This window comes from Caballeronia choica (assembly GCF_001544535.1).
Lineage (GTDB): Bacteria > Pseudomonadota > Gammaproteobacteria > Burkholderiales > Burkholderiaceae > Caballeronia > Caballeronia choica.
The window spans coordinates 43,775-66,266 of record NZ_FCON02000019.1 but is presented as its reverse complement, the minus strand read 5'-3'; the positions used below and the strand labels follow the sequence as shown (position 1 = coordinate 66,266).

Genomic DNA, 22,492 nt, shown 5'->3' with positions numbered 1-22,492 from the left:
ATTCCCGGTTCTCACCGTTGAAGGCAAGTCATCAGGCAGGCTTTTGCCTGATGCCCTCCCCGCAATGGCGAATCACATGAGCAAACAATGGAGCCTCGACGACATCGCGCCACAGAATGGCCGGCGCGTCATCATCACCGGTGCGAACAGCGGCATCGGTTATCACACAGCCGCGATCCTGGCTCGGCATGGCGCAGAGGTCGTTCTGGCCTGCCGCGACGAGCAGCGCGGCGCGGGCGCAATCGCTCGCCTGCGAAGGGAAGTCCCGGGCGCGCGAGTGGAGCTTGAACGGCTTGATCTCGCCAGCCTCGAGTCGGTGCGCGCTTTTGCCAACCGACAGCTTTCGTTACGCCTGCCGCTCGACATCCTCGTCAACAACGCTGGCGTCATGGCGCCTCCCCGGCGCGTTGAAACAACCGACGGTTTTGAACTTCAGTTCGGCACCAACATGCTCGGGCATTTCGCGCTGACCGCGCTGCTGCTCCCCGCGATGGAGGCAGCCGCGGATCATTCCTCGGAACGACCGCGGGTGGTAACGATTGCCTCTATCGCCCACAAGAAGGGTCGGCTCAACTTCGATGACCTCCAGTCGACGCGTCGCTATGGGCCGATGTCCGCTTATCGGCAGTCGAAACTGGCGAACCTCATGTTTGCGTTCGAACTCGATCGGCGCTTGCGCGCGTCCCGATCGCGCGTGATGTCGGTTGCCGCGCATCCCGGGGTAGCCAATACCAACTTGTTTCGTGACGGCCATCCGGTCGCAAGCCGGGCAGCCCGTTCCGTCCTGGGGAGCGTCATCGGTGCGCTGTTCAACAGCGATTCAAACGGCGCGCTTCCGACGCTCTATGCTGCGACCGCGCCCGATGTCATCGACGGCGGCTACTATGGTCCGCTTGGCCTGTTCGAGGCTCGCGGCGAACGGGTGGGACCGGCAAAGGTTGCCTCTCAGGCGCGGAACGAAGCCGATGCGAGACGTCTCTGGCAGGTTTGCGAGGCGTTGACGGGAACAGCGATCTTCCATAAGAACTATTCGATTCCATCAAAGCAGAGAGCCATCTAGACTGCAAGTTATTCTCGCCACCCGCCAAGGAGAACCACGGTGTCCCGGAACGATGACGCAACTTTTTGGCGCAATGCCAGGCAGCACCTCATTCGCTATGGCGCCACCTTCGAGCCGATGATCATCGAGCGCGCCCAGGGCAGCTTTGTCTATGACGCCGACGGCCGCGCGATCCTGGATTTCACCTCGGGGCAGATGAGCGCAGTGCTTGGCCATAGCCATCCGGAAATCGTGTCGGTCATCAGCGAATACGCCGGCAAGCTCGACCATCTCTTTAGCGGGATGCTTTCGCGGCCGGTGGTCGACCTGGCGACCCGGCTGGCCGACATCACGCCCGAAGGACTCGACCGGGCTCTGTTGCTCAGCACCGGCGCGGAATCGAACGAGGCCGCCATTCGGATGGCGAAGCTGGTCACGGGCAAATATGAAATCGTTGGCTTTGCCCAGTCCTGGCACGGCATGACGGGGGCCGCCGCATCCGCCACCTACAGCGCGGGTCGCAAGGGCGTCGGTCCGGCAGGCGTCGGCTCGTTCGCGATTCCCGCGCCGTTCCTGTACCGGCCGCGTTTCGAGCGCAACGGTGCATACGATTATCTGGCGGAACTGGACTACGCCTTCGATCTCATCGATCGTCAGTCCAGTGGCAATCTTGCCGCGTTCATCGCCGAGCCGATCCTCAGCTCCGGCGGGATCATCGAACTGCCGGCAGGCTACATGGCCGCGCTGAAGCGCAAGTGCGAGGCGCGCGGCATGCTGCTGATCCTCGATGAAGCGCAAACCGGCATCGGTCGCACCGGCACGATGTTCGCCTTTCAGCACGACGGCGTCACGCCCGACATTCTCACCTTGTCGAAGACGCTGGGCGCCGGCCTGCCGCTCGCGGCCGTTGTCACCTCCGCACAGATCGAGGAGCGCGCACACGAATTGGGCTACCTGTTCTATACGACCCATGTGTCCGATCCGCTTCCCGCCGCCATCGGTCTGCGAGTGCTGGACGTGGTCGAGCGCGAGGGGCTGGTCGCGCGTGCGAACCTGATGGGCGAGCGGCTCAAGCGCGGCCTTTTTGATCTGATGGAACGCTATGAGTGCATCGGCGACATTCGCGGCCGAGGGCTACTTTTGGGCATGGAGATCGTCAAGGACCGCCGCACGAAGGAACCCGCGGATGGACTCGGCGCGAAGATCACCCGCGAGTGCATGAACCTGGGACTCAGCATGAACATCGTGCAGTTGCCCGGCATGGGCGGTGTCTTCCGGATCGCCCCACCATTGACCGTCCACGAGGATGAGATCGACCTGGGGCTGGAACTGCTCGGGCAGGCGATCGAACGATCGCTGTAATAAGCCCGGACCGGAATTCACGGAAAACCTAAATGGCCGCGCCGATGATCGCGGACGTGGCTATCCACGTCTGCAACTGCGCCGCGATGTCGAAGCCTGGATCGATCTCGCATGCCGCATCGAGCGCCTCGTCAAGCGTTTGCCCTTGCTGCAGCGAAACGAACGCCGCATGCGCGGACGCCGAGTGAGCGACTATCGTGGGCTTCCAGAGCGGACGCACGACGAGCGTCCACGCCGGTATGTCCACACACTCCGGGAAACCGCCTCCCGACTGATGAGCCTGCCAGATATCGGTGATCGCATACTGCGAGGCGATCGCCGCGCAAGCCGGATGGACGATCAGGGGTGCGTTCAGCAAGGCGGCGCTTCCGATATCACGCCACTGCTGCGGGGTGAACGGGATGACGTCCGCGGCAAAGTACGCCACGTGCAGCGACCATTCGAGGCGCGCAACGTCAGCGAAGTATCGGTATTGCGAGTCCGGTTCGCAGGCTTCGATGAAACCCGGCATGCTCGCACCGAAGCCGTTGAGATCGCCGCTTTGCGACGGATGTTCACGAGCGTAGGCGTGCGCCAGCGTGTCGAAGTATGCATCGCCAACCAGGGCTGACAGCACCGGATAAGCGTTCGCCAGCGCCGCGCGCCAGCGGGCGCGCAAGTTGCCTCGGTACAGCCCGATACGTCGGACGGCATCGCTTTCCGGGGTGCTCAGGCGTTCCGCCAGCGCTGGTTCCAGCTTCGCGTCGCGAAGTGCGAGGTCAAACGTTCGCTGACAGGATTCGAGTTCAGAAGTCATGGTTGGCACTCGACACCGTTACTCCGGAACGCCGTTGCACCGGGGTCCATCCGACGCCGGCGAGCCATGTGCGCCTCTTCAAGAAGAACCGCCAGCGGCGGCACATCGGTGTCCCATTCGATCAGCGTCGGCTTGTTCCCGAAACGATCGAGCGCGCATTCATAAAGTGCCCAAACGACGGGTGCGACGCACGAACCGTGATCGTCAATAACAGCGATGTCCGTCACCCGATGTCCGGCTAGATGAATCTCCCCGACCACGGCGGAAGTCAGCGCATTCATCGCGGCAATCGCGTCTTCGCCGTGATTGCACTGGTTCACGTACAGGTTATTGACGTCGAGCAGCACGCCGCAGCCGCTGCGACGCGCAAGCTCGGCGAGAAAGGCGGTCTCTCCATACTGGTCGTCGCGAAAGCGTATATAGGTCGAGACGTTCTCAAGCAGCACAGGCCGCCCGAGAGCATCCTGCGTCTCGCCGACCCGCGAACACAGGTGATCGAGTGCGATGTCGGTTAGTGGCATCGGCAGCAAGTCGTTCAGATAGCCGGCGGACGTTGCGCTCCAGCAGAGATGCTCGGAGACCACCGCGGGCTCGATGCGCTCCACCAGCCGCTTGAGTCTGGCAAGGTGGACGGCGTCGAGCGGCCTCGCCGACCCGAGGCCCATCCCGACGCCGTGCAAACTGACCGGCAGATCGCGACGCACGGTTTCGAGGACGTGCAAGTCGTAACCGCCATCGCCGAAGTAGTTTTCGCTATGGACTTCGACCCAGTCGACCGCGGGTGTCGCGTTCAGAAAGTCCGCGTAATGCGCATGCCGCATTCCGATCCCTACGCCCGGCGGCGCGCAAGCGCCGGGTTCAGCGAGCTTCATCTGAAATCCTGCCTGAAAATGTCACGGCTCGTCCGCCTGCCGCGTGTCAGGTGCCCACCGTGCCGCCCATTTCCTTGCAAGTACCTTCCGGCACGTTCTTGAAATCGCCTTTGTCGTTGTCGACCTTGGCCTCGCCCGCGCAGCCGTGCACGCCGGTCTTGCTCGCGCAATCGTTCTGGCCGGCCTTGGCGATTCCATAGCACTGCACCTTTTTTTCCGCGTGAGCGGCATTGATGGCGCCCGTGGCGAGACCCGCGAGTGCTGCCGCTATGAGAGCCCGCCGGCCGAGATTCGATTTCATCTTGCGTCTCCTCAGTCATGCAGCATCGGATTGCTACGGGCACTGATGAAAACCAGCAAATTGACGCGCTTGCCGCTGATGTCGATTCTGCCTCAAACCGAGTCGAATTCAAGTTCCACAGAAACCCGAGCGCATCAAACGGGGCAAGCACTAATCACACCTCGACTCGGCTGCCGACGACCAAACCCGCAACCTCATTCCGACCAACTATCGTACTGCCTCGATGCTCGCCCGTTCGACCGATTCCAGATTCCCCATTCCGTCCAGTGTCGCCTCGACGGCGTGGTCGAGCGGCGTATGGGGTTCGCGGCCCAGTACAGCGACCAACCGCGCGTTGTCCATGCGCACCGGTGTTTTCCACAGATAGCGCATCTCGCCCATTTCTCGGAACGTTGCGACGAACGGTGAGGCCAACGTGAGCAGCCACCAGGGAAATGCCGCGACACGCGGCGCGGTCCCGGTTCGGCGCGCGACCACGCGACGGATCGCATCGTTCATCTGCGAACCGTCCGCATCCCAGTGGCCCGCCATATGGAAACGGGCGAACGCATCCAGCGTGTCGCGGCGCGCGAGCAGTTCAACTATCGTGCGTCCGACGTCCGGCAGGTACGACCATTGATGCCCGACGCCGCGCCGCCCCGGATAGCGGATGGTCCTAACCGGCAGACCCGGCTTGACGAGACCTTGCGAGAACCAGTTGTTGCCTGCGGCCGGCCCGAAGAAGTCGCCCGCCCGCACGATCAGCACACGAGCCCCTTTGCGGCTGGCCTGCTTCAACCGCTGCTCCAGTTCGACGCGAATGGCACCCTTGCGCGTCGCCGGGCGTTGCGGTGCGTCTTCTGTCAGTACCGGGAACGCATCGGAGCCGTAGTTGTAGACAGTGCCGGGCAATACAATGGTCGCACCCTGAGCCGTAGCCGCGGCAATGGTGTTGTCGAGCATCGGCAGCACCAGCTCCGACCATCGGCGATATCCGGACGGGTTGACCGCATGGACGATGACCGAGCAGCCGGCTGCCGCGTTCATCACGTCCTCCCGGTGGAGCGCGTCGCCTCGCAGCCACTGGATGCCGTCCTTGCGCTCGACGGCTTGCGCGTCGCCACGCTTTAGCGCCCGCACGCTCCACCCCGCGTCGCGCAACTGGCGCGCCACCTCGCCACCAATGCCGCCGGTAGCGCCGAGGACCATAACCGTGTTGTTGACTGCCATGATTGTCTCCAGGAAGGATCGTCGATGGCTGCATTCTGGGGCGACTTCGGTTAAACGGGAATTGCCGAATCTCGTTGATCGGCTATACATTGATGTATGGCTTCGAATATCGGTTGGGAACTCTACCGCTCCTTTCTCAGCGTCCTCAAGGAAGGCTCGCTGTCCGGCGCCGCTCGGGCTCTGGGCATCACCCAGCCGACAGTGGGACGGCATATCGCTGCGCTGGAGCAGGCCCTGGGCGTCGCATTGTTCACTCGCTCGCAAGTCGGCCTGAACCCTACCGAGGCAGCGCTGGGTCTGCGGACCTACGCCGAGACGATGGAGAGCACCGCGGCGTCGCTCGAACGCGCAGCCACGGCCCACGGCGAAGGCGTGCGCGGCGCGGTGCGTGTGTCGGCGAGCGAGGTGGTTGGCGTCGAAGTGCTGCCGCCCATCATCGGGCAATTGCGACGGGATCACCCCGAACTGAAGGTCGAACTGGTATTGAGCAACCGCATACAGGACCTGTTGCGGCGGGAAGCCGATATCGCAGTGCGCATGATGCGGCCCGGGCAAGAGCAACTGGTTGCGCGGCGCGTCGGCGGCATCGAAGTCGGCCTGCATGCGCGCAACGACTACCTGGCTCGGCAAGGGACGCCGCGCCGGGCGAGCGAGCTGGCCGGGCATTCCCTGATCGGATACGACCAGCCGAGCGCCTTTGTCCGCGCGGCGAGCCGCTCCTTGCAGGGATTCAACCGCCAAGCGTTCTCGATATGCACCGACAGCGACCTCGCGCAGCTTGCGCTGATCCGCAGCGGTGCGGGCATCGGCTTCTGCCAGGCCGCTCTGGCCGAACGCGACGACTCGCTGACGCGTGTGTTACCGGCCGAGTTCTCGCTGCAGCTCGATACCTGGGTGACGATGCATGAAGACCTCCGCACGAGTCCTCGTTGCCGTGTCACGTTCGACGCCCTCTTCGAGGGGCTCGAGCGGTACATCAGGTAGCGACGAGCGCGCGATTCTTCGCTTGGCGACATCGTTGAGGCGGCAGTGCTATTGTTGTCGTCGCGCGCCGCCGAACTCCGTGGCGGCACAGCCTGACGCACCGCTGTCGTCACGAGCAACGCCTCATTGCCGTCGGTTGTGACAGTAATCTCATCCCAAGTCGCGCCCACTTCTTCGATTCACTTAAACCGAGGAAACATCATGGCGAAAATTCTCGTTCTCTACTACTCCATGTATGGCCACATCGAAACGATGGCCAGTGCCGTGGCCGAAGGCGCGCGATCGGTCGCGGGTGCGGACGTGACGATCAAGCGGGTCGCCGAAACCATTCCTGCCGAGCAGGCGGCGGCCTATGGCGTCAAGCTGGACCAGCAAGCTCCGGTGGCGACCCCCGACGAGTTGGCCAACTACGACGCCATCATCTTCGGCACGCCGACGCGCTTTGGCAACATGGCCGGCCAGATGCGGAGCTTCCTCGACCAGACCGGCGGCCTGTGGATGAAGGGCGCGCTCGTGGGCAAGATCGGCAGCGTCTTTGCGTCGACGGGCACGCAGCACGGCGGCCAGGAGACCACCATTACGTCGTTTCACAGCACCTTGCTGCATCAGGGCATGGTGATCGTGGGCGTGCCGTATTCGTGTGCGGGACTGACGAACATGAACGAAATCACCGGCGGCACACCCTACGGCGCAACCACGCTCGCAGGCGCTGACGGCAAGCGTCAACCCTCACAAAACGAACTGGAAATCGCGCGCTTCCAAGGGCAGCATGTCGCGCAACTTGCGGTGAAGCTGGCGGGCTAGCCAGATTCGCCGGCCGCGCGCGAAACGTGGCCGCGTCCGCGGCAAGAAAAAGCGCCGTCAGAGCGTGAGCCCTGACGGCGCCTTGCGACTACTACGACTCACTCAGGCCAGATCGAACCGGTCCAGGTTCATCACCTTGACCCAGGCTGCGACGAAGTCACGGACGAACTTCTCCTGCGCGTCCTCGCTTGCATAGACTTCGGACAACGCCCGCAACTGAGCATGCGAACCGAAGATCAAATCGACGCGGGTGCCAGCCCACTTTTTCTCGCCCGTCTTGCGGTCGCGTCCCTCGAACAAATCCCGCGCCGATGACACCGACTGCCATTCCGTACCCATGTCGAGCAGGTTGCGGAAGAAGTCGTTGGTGAGCGTTTCCGGCCGGTCGGTGAAGACCCCGTGCGCATTTTGCCCGGCATGCACGTTCAGGGCGCGCAAGCCGCCGATGAGCACCGTCATCTCGGGGACAGTCAGCGTCAGCAACTGCGCCTTGTCCACCAGCAAGGTCTCGGCCGAAACCGGGAACTTGTCCTTCAGGAAGTTGCGGAAGCCATCGGCGAGCGGTTCCAGCATCGCGACCGATTGCACGTCGGTCTGGTCCTGCGAGGCGTCCATGCGGCCTGGCGAGAAAGGCACCGTCACCTTGCTGCCGGCCTTCTCCGCCGCCTGCTCGATGGCCGCACCGCCGGCGAGCACGATCAGGTCGGCGAGCGAAACCTTCTTGCCGCCGGACTGTGCACCGTTGAATTCGCCCTGGATGCCTTCCAGTACCTTCAGCACCTTCGCGAGTTGCTCGGGCTCGTTGGCCGCCCAGTCCTTTTGCGGCGTCAGCCGGATGCGCGCGCCGTTGGCGCCGCCGCGCTTGTCCGAGCCGCGGAACGTCGACGCCGACGCCCAGGCAGTCGATACGAGTTCGGAAATCGACAGCCCCGACGCCAGGACCTTTTGCTTGAGCGCGGCGACGTCCCCGTCATCGACCAGCGGATGATCGAGCGCCGGAATCGGGTCCTGCCAGAGCAATTCCTCGGCGGGGACTTCCGGGCCGAGATAGCGGGCGCGCGGCCCCATGTCGCGGTGCGTCAGCTTGAACCAGGCGCGGCCGAAGGCGTCGGCGAACTGGTCGGGATTTTCCCAGAAGCGCCGCGAGATCTTCTCGTATTCCGGGTCGAGGCGAAGCGAAAGGTCGGTGGTGAGCATGGTCGGCCGCAGCTTCTTCGAGGCATCGTGAGCATGCGGGATCGTTTCAGCGGAATCCTTGGCGACCCATTGATTCGCGCCTGCGGGGCTCTTCGTCAGTTCCCATTCGTAGCCGAACAGGTTCTCGAAGAAGCCCACGCCCCACTTCGTCGGCGTGGCGCTCCAGGTGACCTCCAGGCCGCTCGTGATCGTATCGGCGCCCTTGCCGGTGCCGAAGCTGTTTTTCCAGCCGAGCCCCATGTTCTCGAGGTCGGCGGACTCGGGTTCGGGGCCCACGTTGTCGGACGGACCGGCGCCATGCGTCTTGCCGAACGCGTGGCCACCGGCGATCAACGCGACGGTTTCCTCGTCGTTCATGGCCATGCGCGCGAAAGTCTCGCGGATGTCATGGGCCGCCGCGACCGGGTCCGGATTGCCGTCCGGCCCTTCCGGGTTGACGTAAATGAGCCCCATCTGCACGGCGCCCAGCGGCCTTTCCAGGTTGCGCCCGCCGTCGGTACGGCTTTGTTCTTCGCCGTGCTTCTCCTGGTCGGCGACGATCACGCCCTGGTCATCGTCGTTGCCGGCGCTGCCCTTGCCGTAGCGGACGTCGCCGCCCAGCCACGTTTTCTCGTTGCCCCAGTAGACGTCCAGATCCGGCTCCCACGTGTCCTCGCGGCCGGCGCCGAAGCCGAAGGTCTTGAAGCCCATGGTTTCGAGCGCGACGTTTCCGGTGAGGATCAACAGGTCGGCCCAGGAAATGCTCTGGCCGTACTTCTGCTTGACCGGCCAGAGAAGGCGCCGGGCCTTGTCGAGGCTCACGTTATCCGGCCAGCTGTTGAGCGGCGCGAAACGCTGCTGGCCGCGCCCGGCGCCGCCGCGGCCGTCGCCGATGCGGTACGTGCCGGCACTGTGCCAGGCCATGCGGATGAAGAGCGGGCCATAGTGGCCGAAGTCCGCGGGCCACCATTCCTGCGAGTTGGTCATTACCTCGCCGAGGTCCTTCTTCAGTGCGGCAAAGTCGATGCTATTGAACGCCTCCGCGTAATTGAAGCCGGGGTCCATCGGATTGGACTTGCTGGAGTGCTGGCTGAGCAGGTCGATTCGCAACTGCTTCGGCCACCAGTCGCGATTCGTCGTACCGCCGCCGGCGGAATGGTTGAACGGGCACTTTGCATCGTTTGACATGCGTTGTCTCCTTGAGAGGACGAATGCACGATCGTTCCAACGGTGCGCCAGTTCTTATCGGCGCAGCGACGATCTTACGCCCTCCGGTGTAACACGGCAGATTGGTTGCAGGGCATCGCTCACGGCCGCGCGATTGTCCCGGTTTGACAGGCGATCGGGATGTGAACTGGAGCGAGCATCACACGCGTTGGCGGTCATACTCCAAGTGAAATATATGCGCGAGAGGCAATCAACAGAATTAGTTTCGTGCAATGCCGTTGATAGGTCGGTGCTATTGCGCCGCAGCGCCGGCTGATGGCGACGGGATAGCAAAGGGCTATCCGCATCATTGACGGAAGCGATTGGAACCTGCCGTGATCGCCATCTAGGTTTACGAATTAAGGGAAAGCCTGCGCAGGCGTGTGCCGGGACATAGCCTCACCGATGCACGGGCATTTTCGGAGGGTTTGCGGATGATCAAGGTGGTCGGCAAGCTCCTCACCGTTTCCGAGCGGGACGGTGAGACGGTCGTGCGCGCGCTGGAGCGTTCGGAGTATCCGCCGGAGATCAAGGCCATGCTGCGCTCCCCGCGTTTTGGCCTATGCAATGTGTGGTGCGTACTCGATCCGGCCAACGCTGCGGGTGCGACTTTCGGATGCCAGAGCGACGACTGCGCCGACGAATGCGTCCTGACAAAGCATGTGATCGGCACGGAAACGTATTGGGCGTGCCAGTGTGCCGCCGGATGTGCTCCCACGAACATCATCCCGTTGAGCCGACGGCCCGAGCGGTCGCCGGCGCGTTGCGTCGAGTTACGTTAGTGAAAGGGACGACGGTGGCCCCCCCCGTTGCTCAGAACACTGACGCGATGAGATTGTTGCGCAGCGTCACGATCGCCTTCTGCACTTTCGCGAAATCGTCCGGCGCCACGCCGGTCGCCTCGACCAAGTCCATCTTCAGGCCTCGTTCACGCAGCGGTCGGCCGCCTTTCGTGAAGCTGACCCGCACCTGGCGTTCCTCCTCGGGATCGCGCTGCCTCTCCTTGACACCGGCGTGCCGCGCGGCGCTCACTGTGCCTCGCCACCGGCCAACGTCTGAATGATGGTTTCGAGTTGCGCACTCATCGGCAGATTGAGGCTGGTGCCCGACGGCAGGCGGCGCAAGAACCAGCGCTTGTACTGGCGGTCGATTTCCCCGTCCGCCGCAAGCTCCTGGAACGTATCCTTCACCACCTGCGCGAGTTGGGGATCGTCCTTGCGGAACATGATGCCGTACGGATCATAGGAGAGGTAATCGCCCACCACGCGATACCCGCTCCCTGCGCCGGCATGCTCCGCGATCAGGCCATACAGCAGCACGTCGTCGGTGGCGAACGCGTCGGCCTGACCGTCGGCGACCTGCGCGAAGCCCTGCGCATGCTCCGGCACCACCTGCAACTGAATCCCGAGCTTGAACTTCCGGTCCAGGTCGCGCAGCGTCTTCTCGTTCGTGGTGCCGGCCGTCACCGCGACCTTCCTGCCCGCGAGGTCGCGGAACGAGCCGATCGGCGAGCCTTTCTTCACCATCACCTTGGTGCCGGCCACGAAAATGATCGGCGAGAAGGCCACGCGTTTCTGGCGCTCCAGGTTGCTGGTCGTCGAGCCGCATTCCAGGTCGACCTGGCCGCTCGCCACCGCGTCAATGCGGTTGTCGGGCGTGACAGGCAGCCAGCGGATGGTCAGGGTGCGGTTGACCGCGTCCCCGATCGCCGACACCAGCGACTTGCACAGCTCGATCGAATAGCCGATCGGCTCGTTGCGCGCGTTCAGATAGGAAAACGGCACCGAGGACTCGCGGTAGCCCAGCACGATGGTGCCCGCATTGCGCACCTTGGCCAGCGTGCCGGTCAGCGCGGCCGGCGCGAGGGCGTCGGAAACCGGGCGCGACGGCTGTGCATCCTCCGCCCGCGCTGCGGCAGCGGCAATCAGCAGCCCTGCGATGGCGAGCATCGACCACAATCGCTGCGTCTTCATGGCTCGGCCCCCGTCAGGTTTCCACCGGATGGGCGAGGGTCGCTTCGAGTTCGGCGTCGAGGCGCGCCGCGTTGGCCTCGGCGTCGGCTTCCGACAGCAGTTCCCCTTCCCACTTGGCGACCACCGCGCTCGCGATCGAATTACCCACCGCGTTGGTGGCCGAACGGCCCATGTCGAGGAAGGTATCCACGCCGAGGATCAGCAGCAACCCGGCTTCGGGGATGCCGAACTGATTGAGCGTGGCGGCGATCACCACCAGCGACGCGCGCGGCACGCCAGCCATCCCCTTGGACGTCAACATCAGGACCAGCAGCATCGTCAACTGCGTGCCCAGCGAGAGGTGCATGTTGTACGCCTGGGCGATGAACAGCGACGCGAACGTGCAGTACATCATCGAGCCGTCGAGGTTGAACGAGTACCCCATCGGCATCACGAAGCTGGAAATCTTGCGCTTCACGCCGAAATGGTCGAGCGCGTCGAGGATCTTCGGATACGCGGCCTCGGAACTCGCGGTCGCGAACGAAAGCATGAATGCCTCCTTGATCAGCGCGAGCAGCTTGAACACGCGTGGCCCGAGGAACAGCAGGCCGGCCGCCGTGAGCAACCCCCACAACAGGAACAGGCTGAGGTAGAAGTCACCCATGAAGACCGCGAACTTCAGCAGGATCGTCAGCCCGTTGACCGCCACCGTCGCCGCCATCGCCGACAGCACCGCGAGCGGGGCAAGCTTCATCACGTAACCGGTGATCTTGAGCATGACGTGCGAGAGCTGGTCGATCGCGGCCACGAGGACCTTGCCCTTCTCGCCCAGTGCGGCGAGCGCGACGCCGAAGAACATCGAGAACACGACGATCTGCAGGACCTCGTTGTTGGTCATCGCTTCGGCGAAGGACCGGGGGACCATATGCCCGACGAAGTCCTTGAGCGTGAACTTGGAAGTCGCCAGGTTGACCGACGCGCCGATGTCGGGCAGCGGCAGTCCGAGATTCTCGCCGGGCTTGAGCAGGTTGGACATCAACAGGCCGAGGAGCAGCGAGACCAGCGACGCGGTGACGAACCAGCCCAGCGCCTTCGCGAACACGCGCCCGACCGAGGCCGCGTCGCCCATGTGCGCAATGCCGACCACCAGCGTCGAGAAGACGAGCGGGCCGATCACCATCTTGATGAGCCGCAGGAACACGTCCGACACCAGCGAGATGTAGCCGGCGATCTCGGTGGCAGCCTTCTTGTCCGGGAAGCTCGTGTAGATCATGTAGCCGATCCCGATGCCCACCACCATCGCAATCAGGATCCAGATGGCCGCGTTATTTTTTCTGTTCATCTCGAAGCCTCCAATCACTGCGTATGTATTGCGGACGGAAAGGTCGAACAGGATGCGACACGCGTTGCCCGGAATGCCACCGGCTGCTTTCAAGGCTGCGTCTGACTGCGGTTGCTTCGTTGCCGGTGCAACGAATCGTGTGCACCGATCACGCGGCAAGCATTGTGCCGATGATTCGTCAGGCCCGCGAAGCGCGGCCCCGCCCCGACAGCTTACGGCAGATCGTTGAATAAAGTGTAGCCTAGCCGCGTAGCCAGGCAACCTGCGCGAGCGGCACGCTCCTCCTGGCTCATCCACGCGTTGGTCCAAGGGCGCCGGATTTCGCTAAACAGGATTCAAACCGCCGAAGGTCCGGCGTGACTTGCGCTGGTGGAGTCGAAAATGGGCGGCGCGGTGACGATCGACTTCAGCGACGGTGTCGGCTGCGTAAGTTTCGACAGATCGGGACGCGGTCGACGCAACGCCGGCACGCCATCGAACGCCTGCTCGAACGCGTGTGCGACCGCGAGTGTCTTGCCGTCGCCATGAAACGGCCCGACGATCTGCAAGCCGAACGGCATGCCCGCATCATCGACGCCGCACGGCAGCGACAGCGCGGGATGCGTCGTCAGCGTGACGACGTAGGTGAGCGCGAGCCACCGGTAGTAGTTCTCCTGCGCGCGGCCGTTGATCTGCGCCGCATACAGTTCCCGCCACGGAAACGGCGACACCGGCGTGGTCGGCGAGAGAATCACGTCGAAGCGTTCGAAGGCGGCCTGGAAGCGCTGGAAGATGCGCGTCTGTTCCGCTTGCGCCCAGGCGCTGTCGGCGAGCGACATCGTCGCGCCCATCTCGTAGTTGGCGCGTGTGTTGGGTCCGAGCAGGCTCGGGTCGCGCTCGTACGCGTCGCGCAGGCCCGCGACGAAGCTCTCCGCACGAATCACGTCGAAGCAGCGATGCACCTCGCCGAGATCGAAGGCCACTTCCTCGCACGAGTGGACCATCGGCGCGATTGCGGCGATGCGCGAGCGGAACGTGGCGCGGATCGCGTCATCGACATCGCAACTGCCGAAGTCTTCGGTAAACCCCACGCGCAGCGACGCGAGATCGTGCGGCGCGGGCATCGCAAACGAAACGGGATCGACTTCATAACTGAGCGGGTCAGCGTTTGAAAAACCCGCGGTCGCGGCCAGTTGCAGTGCGCTTTCGGCGACCGTGCGTCCCATCGGACCGAGGACCGAGAGCGGTGACCAGCCGAGCAGCCGCCGCGAATGGGGCACCAGCCCCGCCGACGGACGAAAGCCGACCACGCCGCATTTCGACGCGGGAATGCGCAGCGACCCGCCGGTGTCCGACCCGGTGCAGACCGGCAGCATGTCGCACGCGAGCGCCGCCGCCGATCCGCCCGACGAGCCGCCCGCGTTCAGTTCCGGGTTGAACGGATTGCCCGTGGCGCCCCATACGACGTTGCGCGTGTTCGCGCCCGCGCCGAGTTCGGGGACATTGGTCTTCGCGACCAGGATCGCGCCGGCCGCGCGCAGCCGTGCGACCATCGCGACATCGCGCGAGGGCACGTTGCCGCGCGACATCGGCGAGCCGTATGTCGTCAGGAGGCCGGCCGTGTCTTCGAGATCCTTCACGCCGAGCGGCAGGCCGTGCAAGAGGCCGAGCGGTTCGCCGTGCATTACCGCACGCTCGGCGGCCTTCGCGGCTTCGCGCGCCTGCTCGTAGCAGGTGGCGGTCACCGCGTTCACCGCCGGGTTGATCGCTTCGATGCGCTCGATGCACGCATCGAGCAGTTCCAGCGGCGATATCTCCCTGGCACCGATCATCCGGCGCAGTTCGACGGCGGAGTGGCTGACCAGATCCCGGTTCGAGTTCATGTCATGGCATCCTGGTTTGATATCCGGTTATCGACGTACACGACGCACGGGCGGCGGTTGTGATCGCTGGCGCGACAACTGCCCTCCTCAATGCGCAGCCACCACCTGAACCCGCTCAACCCGCCCCATCGAAAGCATGCTGAGCGCAGCAATCACCGCCGGCGCACCCACGACAGCAAACACCATCGGCAGACTCCAGTCGAGCGCGAGCATCCACCCCCCGGTCATCGAGCCGAGCACCGATCCGATGCGACCCACACCCGACGCCCAGCTCACGCCCGTGGCACGCGTCGCAGTCGGATAAAACCCTGCCGCCAGTGCATTGGCGCCCACCTGCGCTCCGGAAATGCAGAAGCCCGCGCCAAACACGGCCAGCACCAGGACCGGCGTACTTCCCGTACTGCTGCCGATCAGCGCGGTGAGTACCGCCGCCAACGCGTAGGTTACGCCCAACACGCGTTGTGGATTGAAGCGGTCCATCAATTGCCCGAGCGCAATCGCACCGACCGTGCCGCCCACCTGGAACATCGCGGTGACGAGCGACGCCTTTTTCAGCGTCATGCCGGTGCTGGAGATCAGCGTCGGCAGCCAGCTCGACAGCAGGTAAATCACGAGCAGACTCATGAAAAACGCGAGCCAGAGAAACAGCGTGCCACGACGCAGGTTGCGGTCGAACAGATGCTTGACCGGGAAGCCCCGCAATGCTTTCTCGGGAATGGCGAACTCGCTCGCCGACAAGTCTTCCGACGGCGCGATCCGTTGCAGTGTGCGCCGTACTTGCTCGGGCTTGCGGCCTTTCATGACCAGGTAGCGCACCGATTCCGGCAAAGTCATGGCCAGCACCGGCAACAGCACCAGCGGCATGACCCCGCCGATCACCAGCACGGCGCGCCAGCCAAAGCTCGCGACAATATGCGCCGCGACCACGCCGCCAAGCGCCGAGCCGAGCGTGAAGCCGCAGAACATCGTCGTCACGAGCACCGAGCGATGTTTTTCCGGCGCGTACTCCGAACTCAGCGTAACCGAATTCGGCATTGCCCCGCCGAGGCCAAGACCCGTCAGAAAGCGCAGCACGACGAGCATGCCGAGTGAAGTCGAATACGCCGATGCCAGACAGGCCAGCCCGAAAAAGCCCACGCACGCCATCAGGATGGTCTTGCGTCCGAAACGGTCCGCCAGCGGCCCGAACAGAAACGCCCCCGCCATCAAACCCGCCAGCCCCGCACCGAACACCGGCGCGAGATGCGCGGCCGTGAGTCCCCACTCGGCTCGAATGGCCGGCGCGATGAAGCCGATCGCCGCGGTATCGAATCCATCGACCGCGACGATGAAAAAGCACAGCAGCAGCGTGATGACCTGCATCGCCGACAGCCTGTGTGCGTTGATGAAACCCTGAACGTCGATCGTCCGCTGTGTGCTCATGACTCGTCTCCTGAATAGTTATGTGGACGGTTCGTCGATCAGAGGCGCTGTTCGCGGAAGAAGCCGAGTTTTTCCTGCGCGACCCGGTCCGAATAGTTGAACAGCACCAGATCTTCACGCGCCTCCAGCGTGTAGCTCATCCATCCCGGGACGACCACGACGTCATGCGGTGCAAGTTCAAAGCGCTCGTCGCCCAACTGCAGGCGGCCGCGCCCTTCGACCACGACGAACACGGCACTGTCGCTCGACCGGTAAGCTTGCGTGGTGAATCCCCTGGGCAACAAGCGGATCGTGGTGGCCATCGTCGGCATCGCCCAGCCGCCGTCGACCGGGTTGACGTAGCGCATCAGGTAGCCGGCGTGCGGGTCCGGCGCTCCGGCGCGCGTGAGCGCGTGCAACGCTTCGCGGGTTCGCGCGTACGGGTAGTTGAACACCGGCGAGTTGAGCGAAGTCGCCTTGTAACCCACCGGCAGCAGGCCGCTGCCATAGCGGGCGAGCGCATCGCCGGCAGGTCGCGTCACCGGCGCCTCATCGTCGGGATGATCTTCCCGGAACGTGCTGTTGAAGAGTGCGACGAGCGGGATGTCGAGACCGTCGAGCCACACCATCGGGCGATCCGTTTCATTGCCGTGGTGATGGAACGTCCACGACGGCGTGATCACGAAGTCGCCGGGTTCCATCAGCGTCTTCTCGCCGTCGACCGCCGTATAAGCACCGCTGCCTTCGATGATGAAGCGCAGCGCGCTTTGCGTGTGGCGATGCGCGGGCGCGACTTCGCCCGGCATGATCAACTGCAGCCCGGCGTACAGCGAATTGGTGATCTGCGAGCTGCCGTGCAGCCCCGGGTTCTCGAGAATCAGCACGCGGCGCTCGGCTTCCTTCGCCGAGATGTGTTCAGCGGATTCGAGCACATAAGGCCGCACGTCTTCGTAACGCCACTGGTGCGCGACGCAGGCGGGCACCGGCGCCTCGGGCACGAGCGACTTCAGGCGCGTCCACAGCGGGGCGAGGCGCTCTTTATCGGCGCGGCCGTAGAAGGCCTCGCGCTGGGTCTGGATATCGGACATCGAATGCTCCTCGATTCAGCCGGCGACGAAGTCGGGCTGGCGGTTGGGCGCGGCATCGGCAAACGCCGCCAGCCGCAGACATTGATCGTTGATGCGCAGGATGCGCGGGTACGCGGACAGATCCACCTTCATGCGCTGCGCGTTGGCGACCTGCGGAACCAGACAGCAGTCGGCGAGCGTGGGCGCGTCGCCCACACAGAAATCGCCTTCATCGGAGAGCCATGCTTCGAGCGCATCGAAACCCTGCGTGATCCAGTTCAGGTACCAGTCGTTTTTCTGCGCGTCGCTCACGCCGAGCGAGCCCGTCAAGGTCTTGAGCACGCGCAGGTTGTTCAACGGGTGAATGTCGCAGGCGATCAGCGAGGCGATCTCGAGCACCCGGTTGCGCTCGGTGCCGCCTTCGGGCACGAGCCGTGGCGCGGGCTGAAGGCGCTCCAGATAATCGATGATCGCAAGCGACTGGGTAATGCGAGCGGACCCGTCTTCCAGCGTCGGCACGAGACCGGCCGGGTTCAGCGCCTTGTAGCCGGCGCCGTTCTGCACGCCAGTGCGAATGTTCACGCCGACGTGTTCCCAGGGGAGCCCTTTCAATCCGAGCGCGATGCGCACCCGATACGAGGCCGAGCTGTTGAAAAAGCCATGGAGCTTGAGCGCGGCCATCTTCACACTACCCGCACGCTCAGTTCGCCGAGGCCGTCGATGCCGCCGAGCATCGTGTTGCCCCGCTGGACGCCGGCCACGCCTTCGGGCGTGCCGGTGAAGATCAGGTCGCCCGGTTGCAGTTCGAAGTAGGTCGAGAGATTCGCGACGATCTCGGGCACCGACCAGATCAGCTTGGCGATGTCGCTCCGCTGGCGGTCTTCGCCGTCGACCTGCACCCACACGGCGCCTTCGGTCGGATGACCGATCTTCGATGCAGGCACGAGCGGGCCGATCGGCGCCGACTGGTCGAACGCCTTGCCGAGTTCCCACGGGCGTCCCTTGTCGCGCAGCTTCAGTTGCAGGTCGCGGCGCGTCATGTCGAGGCCCACGGCATAGCCCCAGACATGCTCGTTGGCCTCGTCGACCGGAATGTCTCGCCCGCCCTTGCCGATCGCCGCGACCAGTTCGATCTCGTGGTGGTACTCGGTGGTCTGCGGCGGGTAAGGCACGTCGACCGTCTGGCCTGCCGGCACCACGACGATGGTGTTGTCGGGCTTGCAGAAGAAGAACGGCGGCTCGCGATCCGGATCGAAGCCCATCTCGCGCGCGTGCGCGGCGTAGTTGCGGCCGACGCAGTAGATGCGGCGCACCGGAAAAAGATCGTCGCTGCCTGCAACGGGAATCGCGACTTGCGCTTCGGGTTCGATGACGTAGCTCATGGATGAAACTCCAAAAAACAAAGGGGTGATGGTTCGGTCAGGGGTGTTCAGGAAAGGGCGAGACAGTTCTCGGCGGTCCAGCTGTAGAGCCATTCGAGCGCGTCGTAGAAACGCTCGTCCTTGCGCCCTTTCCACAATTCGTTGCGCACGAGCCGCTCGACGCCCTTCGCGTGGAAGATGCGGCCCATCTCGCGGGCGGACAGCACGACGCGTGCGGTCCGCGCGACGCGCGAGCGCTGGTACAGATCGAAAGCCTTGGTGAAATCGTTGTCGTTTGCGCGCAGTGCCTGGCCGAGCGTCACGGCGTCTTCCATCGCCATGCAGGCGCCCTGGGCAAGGTATTGCAGCGTCGGGTGGGCGGCGTCGCCGAGCAGCGTCACGCGGCCGAAGGTCCACTGGGCGATCGGGTCGCGATCGGCGGTGGCCCAGCGCTTCCAGCTCTTCGGAAGCTCGATCAGTTGCCGGGCGCGCGGGCAGATATCGGTGAAATAGGACTGGACTTCCTCGCGGCTGCCCTCGCGCACGCTCCACTCTTCCTTGTCGCGGCTGTGGAAGGTCACGACCACGTTGTATTGTTCGCCGCCACGCAGCGGGTAATGCACCAGATGGCAATTCGGCCCCACCCAGACGGCGGCGGCATTCCATTGCAGATCTGCCGGAAAGTCCTTTTTGTCGACTACCGCGCGATACACCACGTGGCCGGATACGCGGGCTTCATCGCCCACATACTGTTGGCGCACCGCGGACTTCACGCCGTCCGCGCCGATCAGCGCGACACCCCGGTGCGCATTGCCATTCGTGTCGAACACCGTGACGCCCGATGCGTCCTGTTCGACGTGCGCGACCTGGGTCGATGTGAGGAACTCGATGCGGTCGCTTTCCTGCGCGCCTTCCAGCAGCGCGCCGTGTACGTCGGCGCGATGGATCACCGCGTAGGGATTGCCGAAACGCTCGCGGAACGCCTCGGCTACCGAGATGCGGCCGACCGTCGTCTCGTCGAGCGCATCCATCATGACCATTTCGTCGGTGTAGACCGCCCGGCCGCGCGCCCGCTCGCCGATGCCCAGCGCGTCAAAGGCGGCGAACGCGTTCGGCCCCAGTTGAATGCCCGCGCCGATTTCGCCGATCGAGGGCGCCTGTTCCAGCACCTTGACGGCGAAGCCTTGGCGCACCAGCGCCAGCGCAGCCGCCAAACCACCGATGCCGCCGCCAGCAACGATGACGGGCTGGGACGAAAGCGGAAGAGTCGAATGAGTCATGCTTGTCTCCTGATTGACCGCATACACATGATGAGTACACTGATGAAAAGTATAGTGATAAAATGTGTCGCAAGTTAGCGTGTTTACCCTGAGCCGCGCATCGCCATGAACGAACGACCTGCCGCACCCCATCTGGATGATTTGCCAGGCCACTACATCCGCCGGCTTCAGCAGATGGCGGTTGCGATTTTTCTGGAGGAAACCGAGGCGCACGGGATCACGCCTGTGCAGTACGCGGCGATGCAGGCCGTGCACGACCGTCCGCAACTCGACCAGCGCACGCTGTCACGGTCGATCGGGTTCGATACGTCGACCATCGGCGGGGTCATCGACCGGTTGGAAAAGCGCGGGCTGATGCAGCGCAATGCCTCGGACGAAGACCGTCGCGTGCGATTGCTGACGCTGACCGCCGAGGGCGAAGCGTTACTCGAGGAAGTCCAGCCCGCGATGATGCGGGCACAATTGCGTATGCTCGAACCGCTGCCCGAGCCCGACCGTGCGCGTTTCATGCAAATGCTGAAGGTGTTGGTGGGGCACGCGGGGAACGACGCCGGCGGGCCACAGGGCGAGGCGAACGACGCGTCCTCTTGAACGGTTGGCAAGGCTCGGTACCCTGGTTGCCGGCGACCGCCCGAACTACATCGAGAACCCGATGAATATCGATCCTTCCATTGCTGCCGCGTTTGCGCCTTCGGGAAAGCTGCGCGCCTCGCTCAATCTCGGCAACCCGATCCTCGCCAACAAGGATTCCGCGACCGGCGAGCCTTTCGGCGTTTCCATCGACCTCGCGCGGGAGTTCGCAAAGCGTTTGGCGATCGACATCGAGTTGGTCGTTTTCGACACTGCGGGGAAATCCGTCGAAGCGGTCAGCGAGGAACGCGCGGACATCGGCTTCTTTGCCGTAGACCCGTTGCGGGGCGCGAGCATTGCATTCACCGCACCCTATGTCTTGATTGAAGGCTTCTACCTGGTTCGAAGCGAATCAGCGATCCACACCAATGTCGAGGTCGACGCCGAGAGCAATCGGGTCGTCGTGGGCAAAGGCAGTGCCTACGACCTCTTCCTTTCGCGCGAGCTCAAGCACGCGCACATCGTTCGCGCACCGTCGTCGCCGACGGTGGTCCAGACGTTCATCGAGCAAGGATTGGAGGTGGCCGCCGGCGTCAAACAGCAACTGGAAGCGGACGCCTCGAAGACACCTGGGCTTCGGCTGCTCGATCAGCGCTTCATGGTGATTCAGCAGGCGATGGGAATCCCGAAAAGTCGTGGCGACGCCGCCGCGGACGTTCTCCGCCAGTTCGTCGAGGACGTGAAGGCGTCGGGGTTTGTCGCGGCGTCTCTGGCAAGACATGGCATTGCGGGCGCTTCGGTTGCGCCGGCGGCATGACCGGATACGCTTGACCTACGGGGCTCGTGCGTTGCGCCGGTTCATCGCGCTTTCATATACGCTGCGTACAGTCCCGCGTGCAGATCGCGCAGCGTCTTGCGCGGCTCGACCAGTTCGTGCTGGCGCCCTTCGCGCTCCAGGCTCAGTATCTGCAGCAGCAAGCGCATGCCTCGCTCCGGCGCCGTCTGCAGCGAGGACTGCGCGGTGCGCAGCAGCGTCGCCAGACTCGCCTTCTCGGTCAGCACCCATGCCGGAAACCAGGCGAGGTCGGTGTCATCGCCGGCGCCGTCGAAATTCGCGTCGAATTTCCGATGCAGCGCGTCAAGCGGCCCGTCGGCGAGGTGCGCCAACAATCGCGCGAATCGAGCAGGCGACACCCAGGCGAGTTCCGCGAGCAGCGGCCACGCCGCCTCCAGCCCCTCCGCGCGATATCGCACTTCCGCCATCCAGCCGAGCGGCGCCGGAATGCGGCGCCACGACTCGATCCGCTCGATAGCTTCCCGGCCGGCAGCCCAGTCACCTGCCCGAAGCCAGAGCGGCGCTGCATGATTGCTGCTGGCATCGGCCCGATACGGCAGGGCGGCCGCGCGCTGCGCGAGCGTTCGCCAACAGGACGCGATCCACGTGCGGCCCGCCGCATCGCCGAAGGATTGTCGCGCCGCTGGTTCGACCTGTTCTTCCAGCCGGCGGCGGGCCGTTTCCAACGCCCCGTGATCGACGAAGGGCGATGCCCCGACAAGATCGAGTTCATCGATCAGCATGGCGAGGGCCGCCCGGCTGTCGTCGTCGGGATATTCGGCTACCAATCGTTGCCAGGCAAGCCGCGCATCGACCGCACAACGGCGATGCAGCGCATCGAGCACATCGTTGCGAAGCATGACGTCGTGGCTGTCGGCGAAAATGTCGAGTTGCATGGCGAACACACTCAGGAGGTGGGATCGATTATAGCTACCGGTCCAATAATATAAGGCAGCGCAGCCGCATCGCTCCACCCGGAAATTCCGAGTTGACGAGTTCGCGTATCGCCTGTTCGAAACCGGCAGCGCTGCATGAGTGCGCCTTGCTCGCACCTGAAGCAGAGGGATATTCAG

Annotated in this window: 21 protein-coding genes and 1 pseudogene; 7 read left to right on the top strand and 15 right to left on the bottom strand. The window is 64.1% G+C overall.

The genetic code is table 11. The annotated features are described in order from the left end of the window. Nucleotides 1-76 precede the first annotated feature (76 nt). Both AWB68_RS11545 and AWB68_RS11540 read left to right on the top strand, forming a co-directional pair. Entirely contained in the window at nucleotides 77-1,060 is a 984-nt protein-coding gene (locus AWB68_RS11545; RefSeq protein ID WP_087644477.1) for an oxidoreductase, read from the top strand. Between the two features lie 39 nt (nucleotides 1,061-1,099). Then, nucleotides 1,100-2,401, top strand: coding sequence for an aspartate aminotransferase family protein (locus tag AWB68_RS11540; RefSeq protein WP_087644476.1), 1,302 nt, complete (start codon nucleotides 1,100-1,102; stop codon nucleotides 2,399-2,401). A 28-nt stretch (nucleotides 2,402-2,429) separates the two neighbouring features. Here AWB68_RS11540 and AWB68_RS11535 read toward each other — a convergent pair whose 3' ends face one another. From AWB68_RS11535 to AWB68_RS11520, 4 genes are all read right to left on the bottom strand, one after another. Continuing rightward, complete coding sequence (locus tag AWB68_RS11535; protein WP_087644475.1) at nucleotides 2,430-3,197, bottom strand: HvfC/BufC N-terminal domain-containing protein; 768 nt, start codon at nucleotides 3,195-3,197, stop codon at nucleotides 2,430-2,432. Beyond that, on the bottom strand, nucleotides 3,194-4,069 hold the full coding sequence (gene bufB, locus AWB68_RS11530; protein WP_087644474.1) for an MNIO family bufferin maturase: 876 nt from the start codon (nucleotides 4,067-4,069) through the stop codon (nucleotides 3,194-3,196). The genes AWB68_RS11535 and bufB overlap by 4 nt, the downstream gene beginning before the upstream one ends. 46 nt (nucleotides 4,070-4,115) lie before the next feature. Then, a complete protein-coding gene (locus AWB68_RS11525) occupies nucleotides 4,116-4,370 on the bottom strand; it encodes a BufA1 family periplasmic bufferin-type metallophore (protein WP_087644473.1) in 255 nt (84 codons plus the stop codon). Between the two features lie 207 nt (nucleotides 4,371-4,577). Then, nucleotides 4,578-5,579, bottom strand: coding sequence for an NAD-dependent epimerase/dehydratase family protein (locus AWB68_RS11520; RefSeq protein WP_087644472.1), 1,002 nt, complete (start codon nucleotides 5,577-5,579; stop codon nucleotides 4,578-4,580). 96 nt (nucleotides 5,580-5,675) lie between these two features. Here AWB68_RS11520 and AWB68_RS11515 point away from each other — a divergent pair, with 96 nt between their 5' ends. Continuing rightward, on the top strand, nucleotides 5,676-6,563 hold the full coding sequence (locus tag AWB68_RS11515) for a LysR family transcriptional regulator (RefSeq protein ID WP_087644471.1): 888 nt from the start codon (nucleotides 5,676-5,678) through the stop codon (nucleotides 6,561-6,563). 201 nt (nucleotides 6,564-6,764) lie between these two features. Next, nucleotides 6,765-7,367: an NAD(P)H:quinone oxidoreductase gene (gene wrbA / locus AWB68_RS11510; protein ID WP_087644470.1), complete on the top strand. Its 603-nt coding sequence runs from the start codon at nucleotides 6,765-6,767 to the stop codon at nucleotides 7,365-7,367. Nucleotides 7,368-7,469: 102 nt separating this feature from the next. On the opposite strand, the gene katG is transcribed toward wrbA, so the two are convergent. Continuing rightward, entirely contained in the window at nucleotides 7,470-9,731 is a 2,262-nt protein-coding gene (katG, locus tag AWB68_RS11505; RefSeq protein WP_087644469.1) for a catalase/peroxidase HPI, read from the bottom strand. Nucleotides 9,732-10,183: 452 nt separating this feature from the next. Here katG and AWB68_RS11500 point away from each other — a divergent pair, with 452 nt between their 5' ends. Continuing rightward, nucleotides 10,184-10,531 (top strand): hypothetical protein, encoded by a 348-nt coding sequence (locus AWB68_RS11500; RefSeq protein WP_087644468.1) that lies wholly within the window; start codon nucleotides 10,184-10,186, stop codon nucleotides 10,529-10,531. A 31-nt stretch (nucleotides 10,532-10,562) separates the two neighbouring features. Here AWB68_RS11500 and AWB68_RS11495 read toward each other — a convergent pair. From AWB68_RS11495 to AWB68_RS11455, 9 genes and pseudogenes are all read right to left on the bottom strand, one after another. Next, nucleotides 10,563-10,760: pseudogene (locus AWB68_RS11495) on the bottom strand (MarR family transcriptional regulator); the annotation flags it as partial. Between the two features lie 17 nt (nucleotides 10,761-10,777). Continuing rightward, complete coding sequence (locus AWB68_RS11490; protein WP_087644467.1) at nucleotides 10,778-11,722, bottom strand: amino acid ABC transporter substrate-binding protein; 945 nt, start codon at nucleotides 11,720-11,722, stop codon at nucleotides 10,778-10,780. Nucleotides 11,723-11,735: 13 nt separating this feature from the next. Further along, nucleotides 11,736-13,043: a dicarboxylate/amino acid:cation symporter gene (locus tag AWB68_RS11485; protein WP_087644503.1), complete on the bottom strand. Its 1,308-nt coding sequence runs from the start codon at nucleotides 13,041-13,043 to the stop codon at nucleotides 11,736-11,738. A 335-nt stretch (nucleotides 13,044-13,378) separates the two neighbouring features. Beyond that, the gene (locus AWB68_RS11480; RefSeq protein WP_087644466.1) at nucleotides 13,379-14,905 is read right to left on the bottom strand and encodes an amidase; all 1,527 of its coding nucleotides are present in this window, start codon (nucleotides 14,903-14,905) and stop codon (nucleotides 13,379-13,381) included. An 87-nt stretch (nucleotides 14,906-14,992) separates the two neighbouring features. Continuing rightward, entirely contained in the window at nucleotides 14,993-16,327 is a 1,335-nt protein-coding gene (locus AWB68_RS11475) for an MFS transporter (protein ID WP_087644465.1), read from the bottom strand. A 38-nt stretch (nucleotides 16,328-16,365) separates the two neighbouring features. Further along, nucleotides 16,366-17,394, bottom strand: a complete 1,029-nt coding sequence (gene gtdA, locus AWB68_RS11470; RefSeq protein ID WP_087644464.1) for a gentisate 1,2-dioxygenase — start codon at nucleotides 17,392-17,394, stop codon at nucleotides 16,366-16,368. Between the two features lie 15 nt (nucleotides 17,395-17,409). After that, nucleotides 17,410-18,054, bottom strand: a complete 645-nt coding sequence (gene maiA / locus AWB68_RS11465) for a maleylacetoacetate isomerase (RefSeq protein ID WP_087644463.1) — start codon at nucleotides 18,052-18,054, stop codon at nucleotides 17,410-17,412. Between the two features lie 2 nt (nucleotides 18,055-18,056). Beyond that, complete coding sequence (locus AWB68_RS11460; protein WP_087644462.1) at nucleotides 18,057-18,755, bottom strand: fumarylacetoacetate hydrolase family protein; 699 nt, start codon at nucleotides 18,753-18,755, stop codon at nucleotides 18,057-18,059. 47 nt (nucleotides 18,756-18,802) lie between these two features. After that, the gene (locus tag AWB68_RS11455; RefSeq protein ID WP_087644461.1) at nucleotides 18,803-20,014 is read right to left on the bottom strand and encodes a 3-hydroxybenzoate 6-monooxygenase; all 1,212 of its coding nucleotides are present in this window, start codon (nucleotides 20,012-20,014) and stop codon (nucleotides 18,803-18,805) included. A gap of 105 nt (nucleotides 20,015-20,119) precedes the next feature. On the opposite strand from AWB68_RS11455, the gene AWB68_RS11450 reads away from it, so the two are divergent. Continuing rightward, nucleotides 20,120-20,605 (top strand): MarR family winged helix-turn-helix transcriptional regulator, encoded by a 486-nt coding sequence (locus tag AWB68_RS11450; protein WP_087644460.1) that lies wholly within the window; start codon nucleotides 20,120-20,122, stop codon nucleotides 20,603-20,605. Between the two features lie 61 nt (nucleotides 20,606-20,666). Then, nucleotides 20,667-21,401 carry an ABC transporter substrate-binding protein gene (locus AWB68_RS11445; protein WP_087644459.1) on the top strand — a complete coding sequence of 245 codons (735 nt, stop codon included), beginning with the start codon at nucleotides 20,667-20,669 and terminating at the stop codon, nucleotides 21,399-21,401. A 41-nt stretch (nucleotides 21,402-21,442) separates the two neighbouring features. Here AWB68_RS11445 and AWB68_RS11440 read toward each other — a convergent pair whose 3' ends face one another. After that, a complete protein-coding gene (locus AWB68_RS11440; protein WP_087644458.1) occupies nucleotides 21,443-22,315 on the bottom strand; it encodes a hypothetical protein in 873 nt (290 codons plus the stop codon). Between the last annotated feature and the right edge of the window lie 177 nt (nucleotides 22,316-22,492).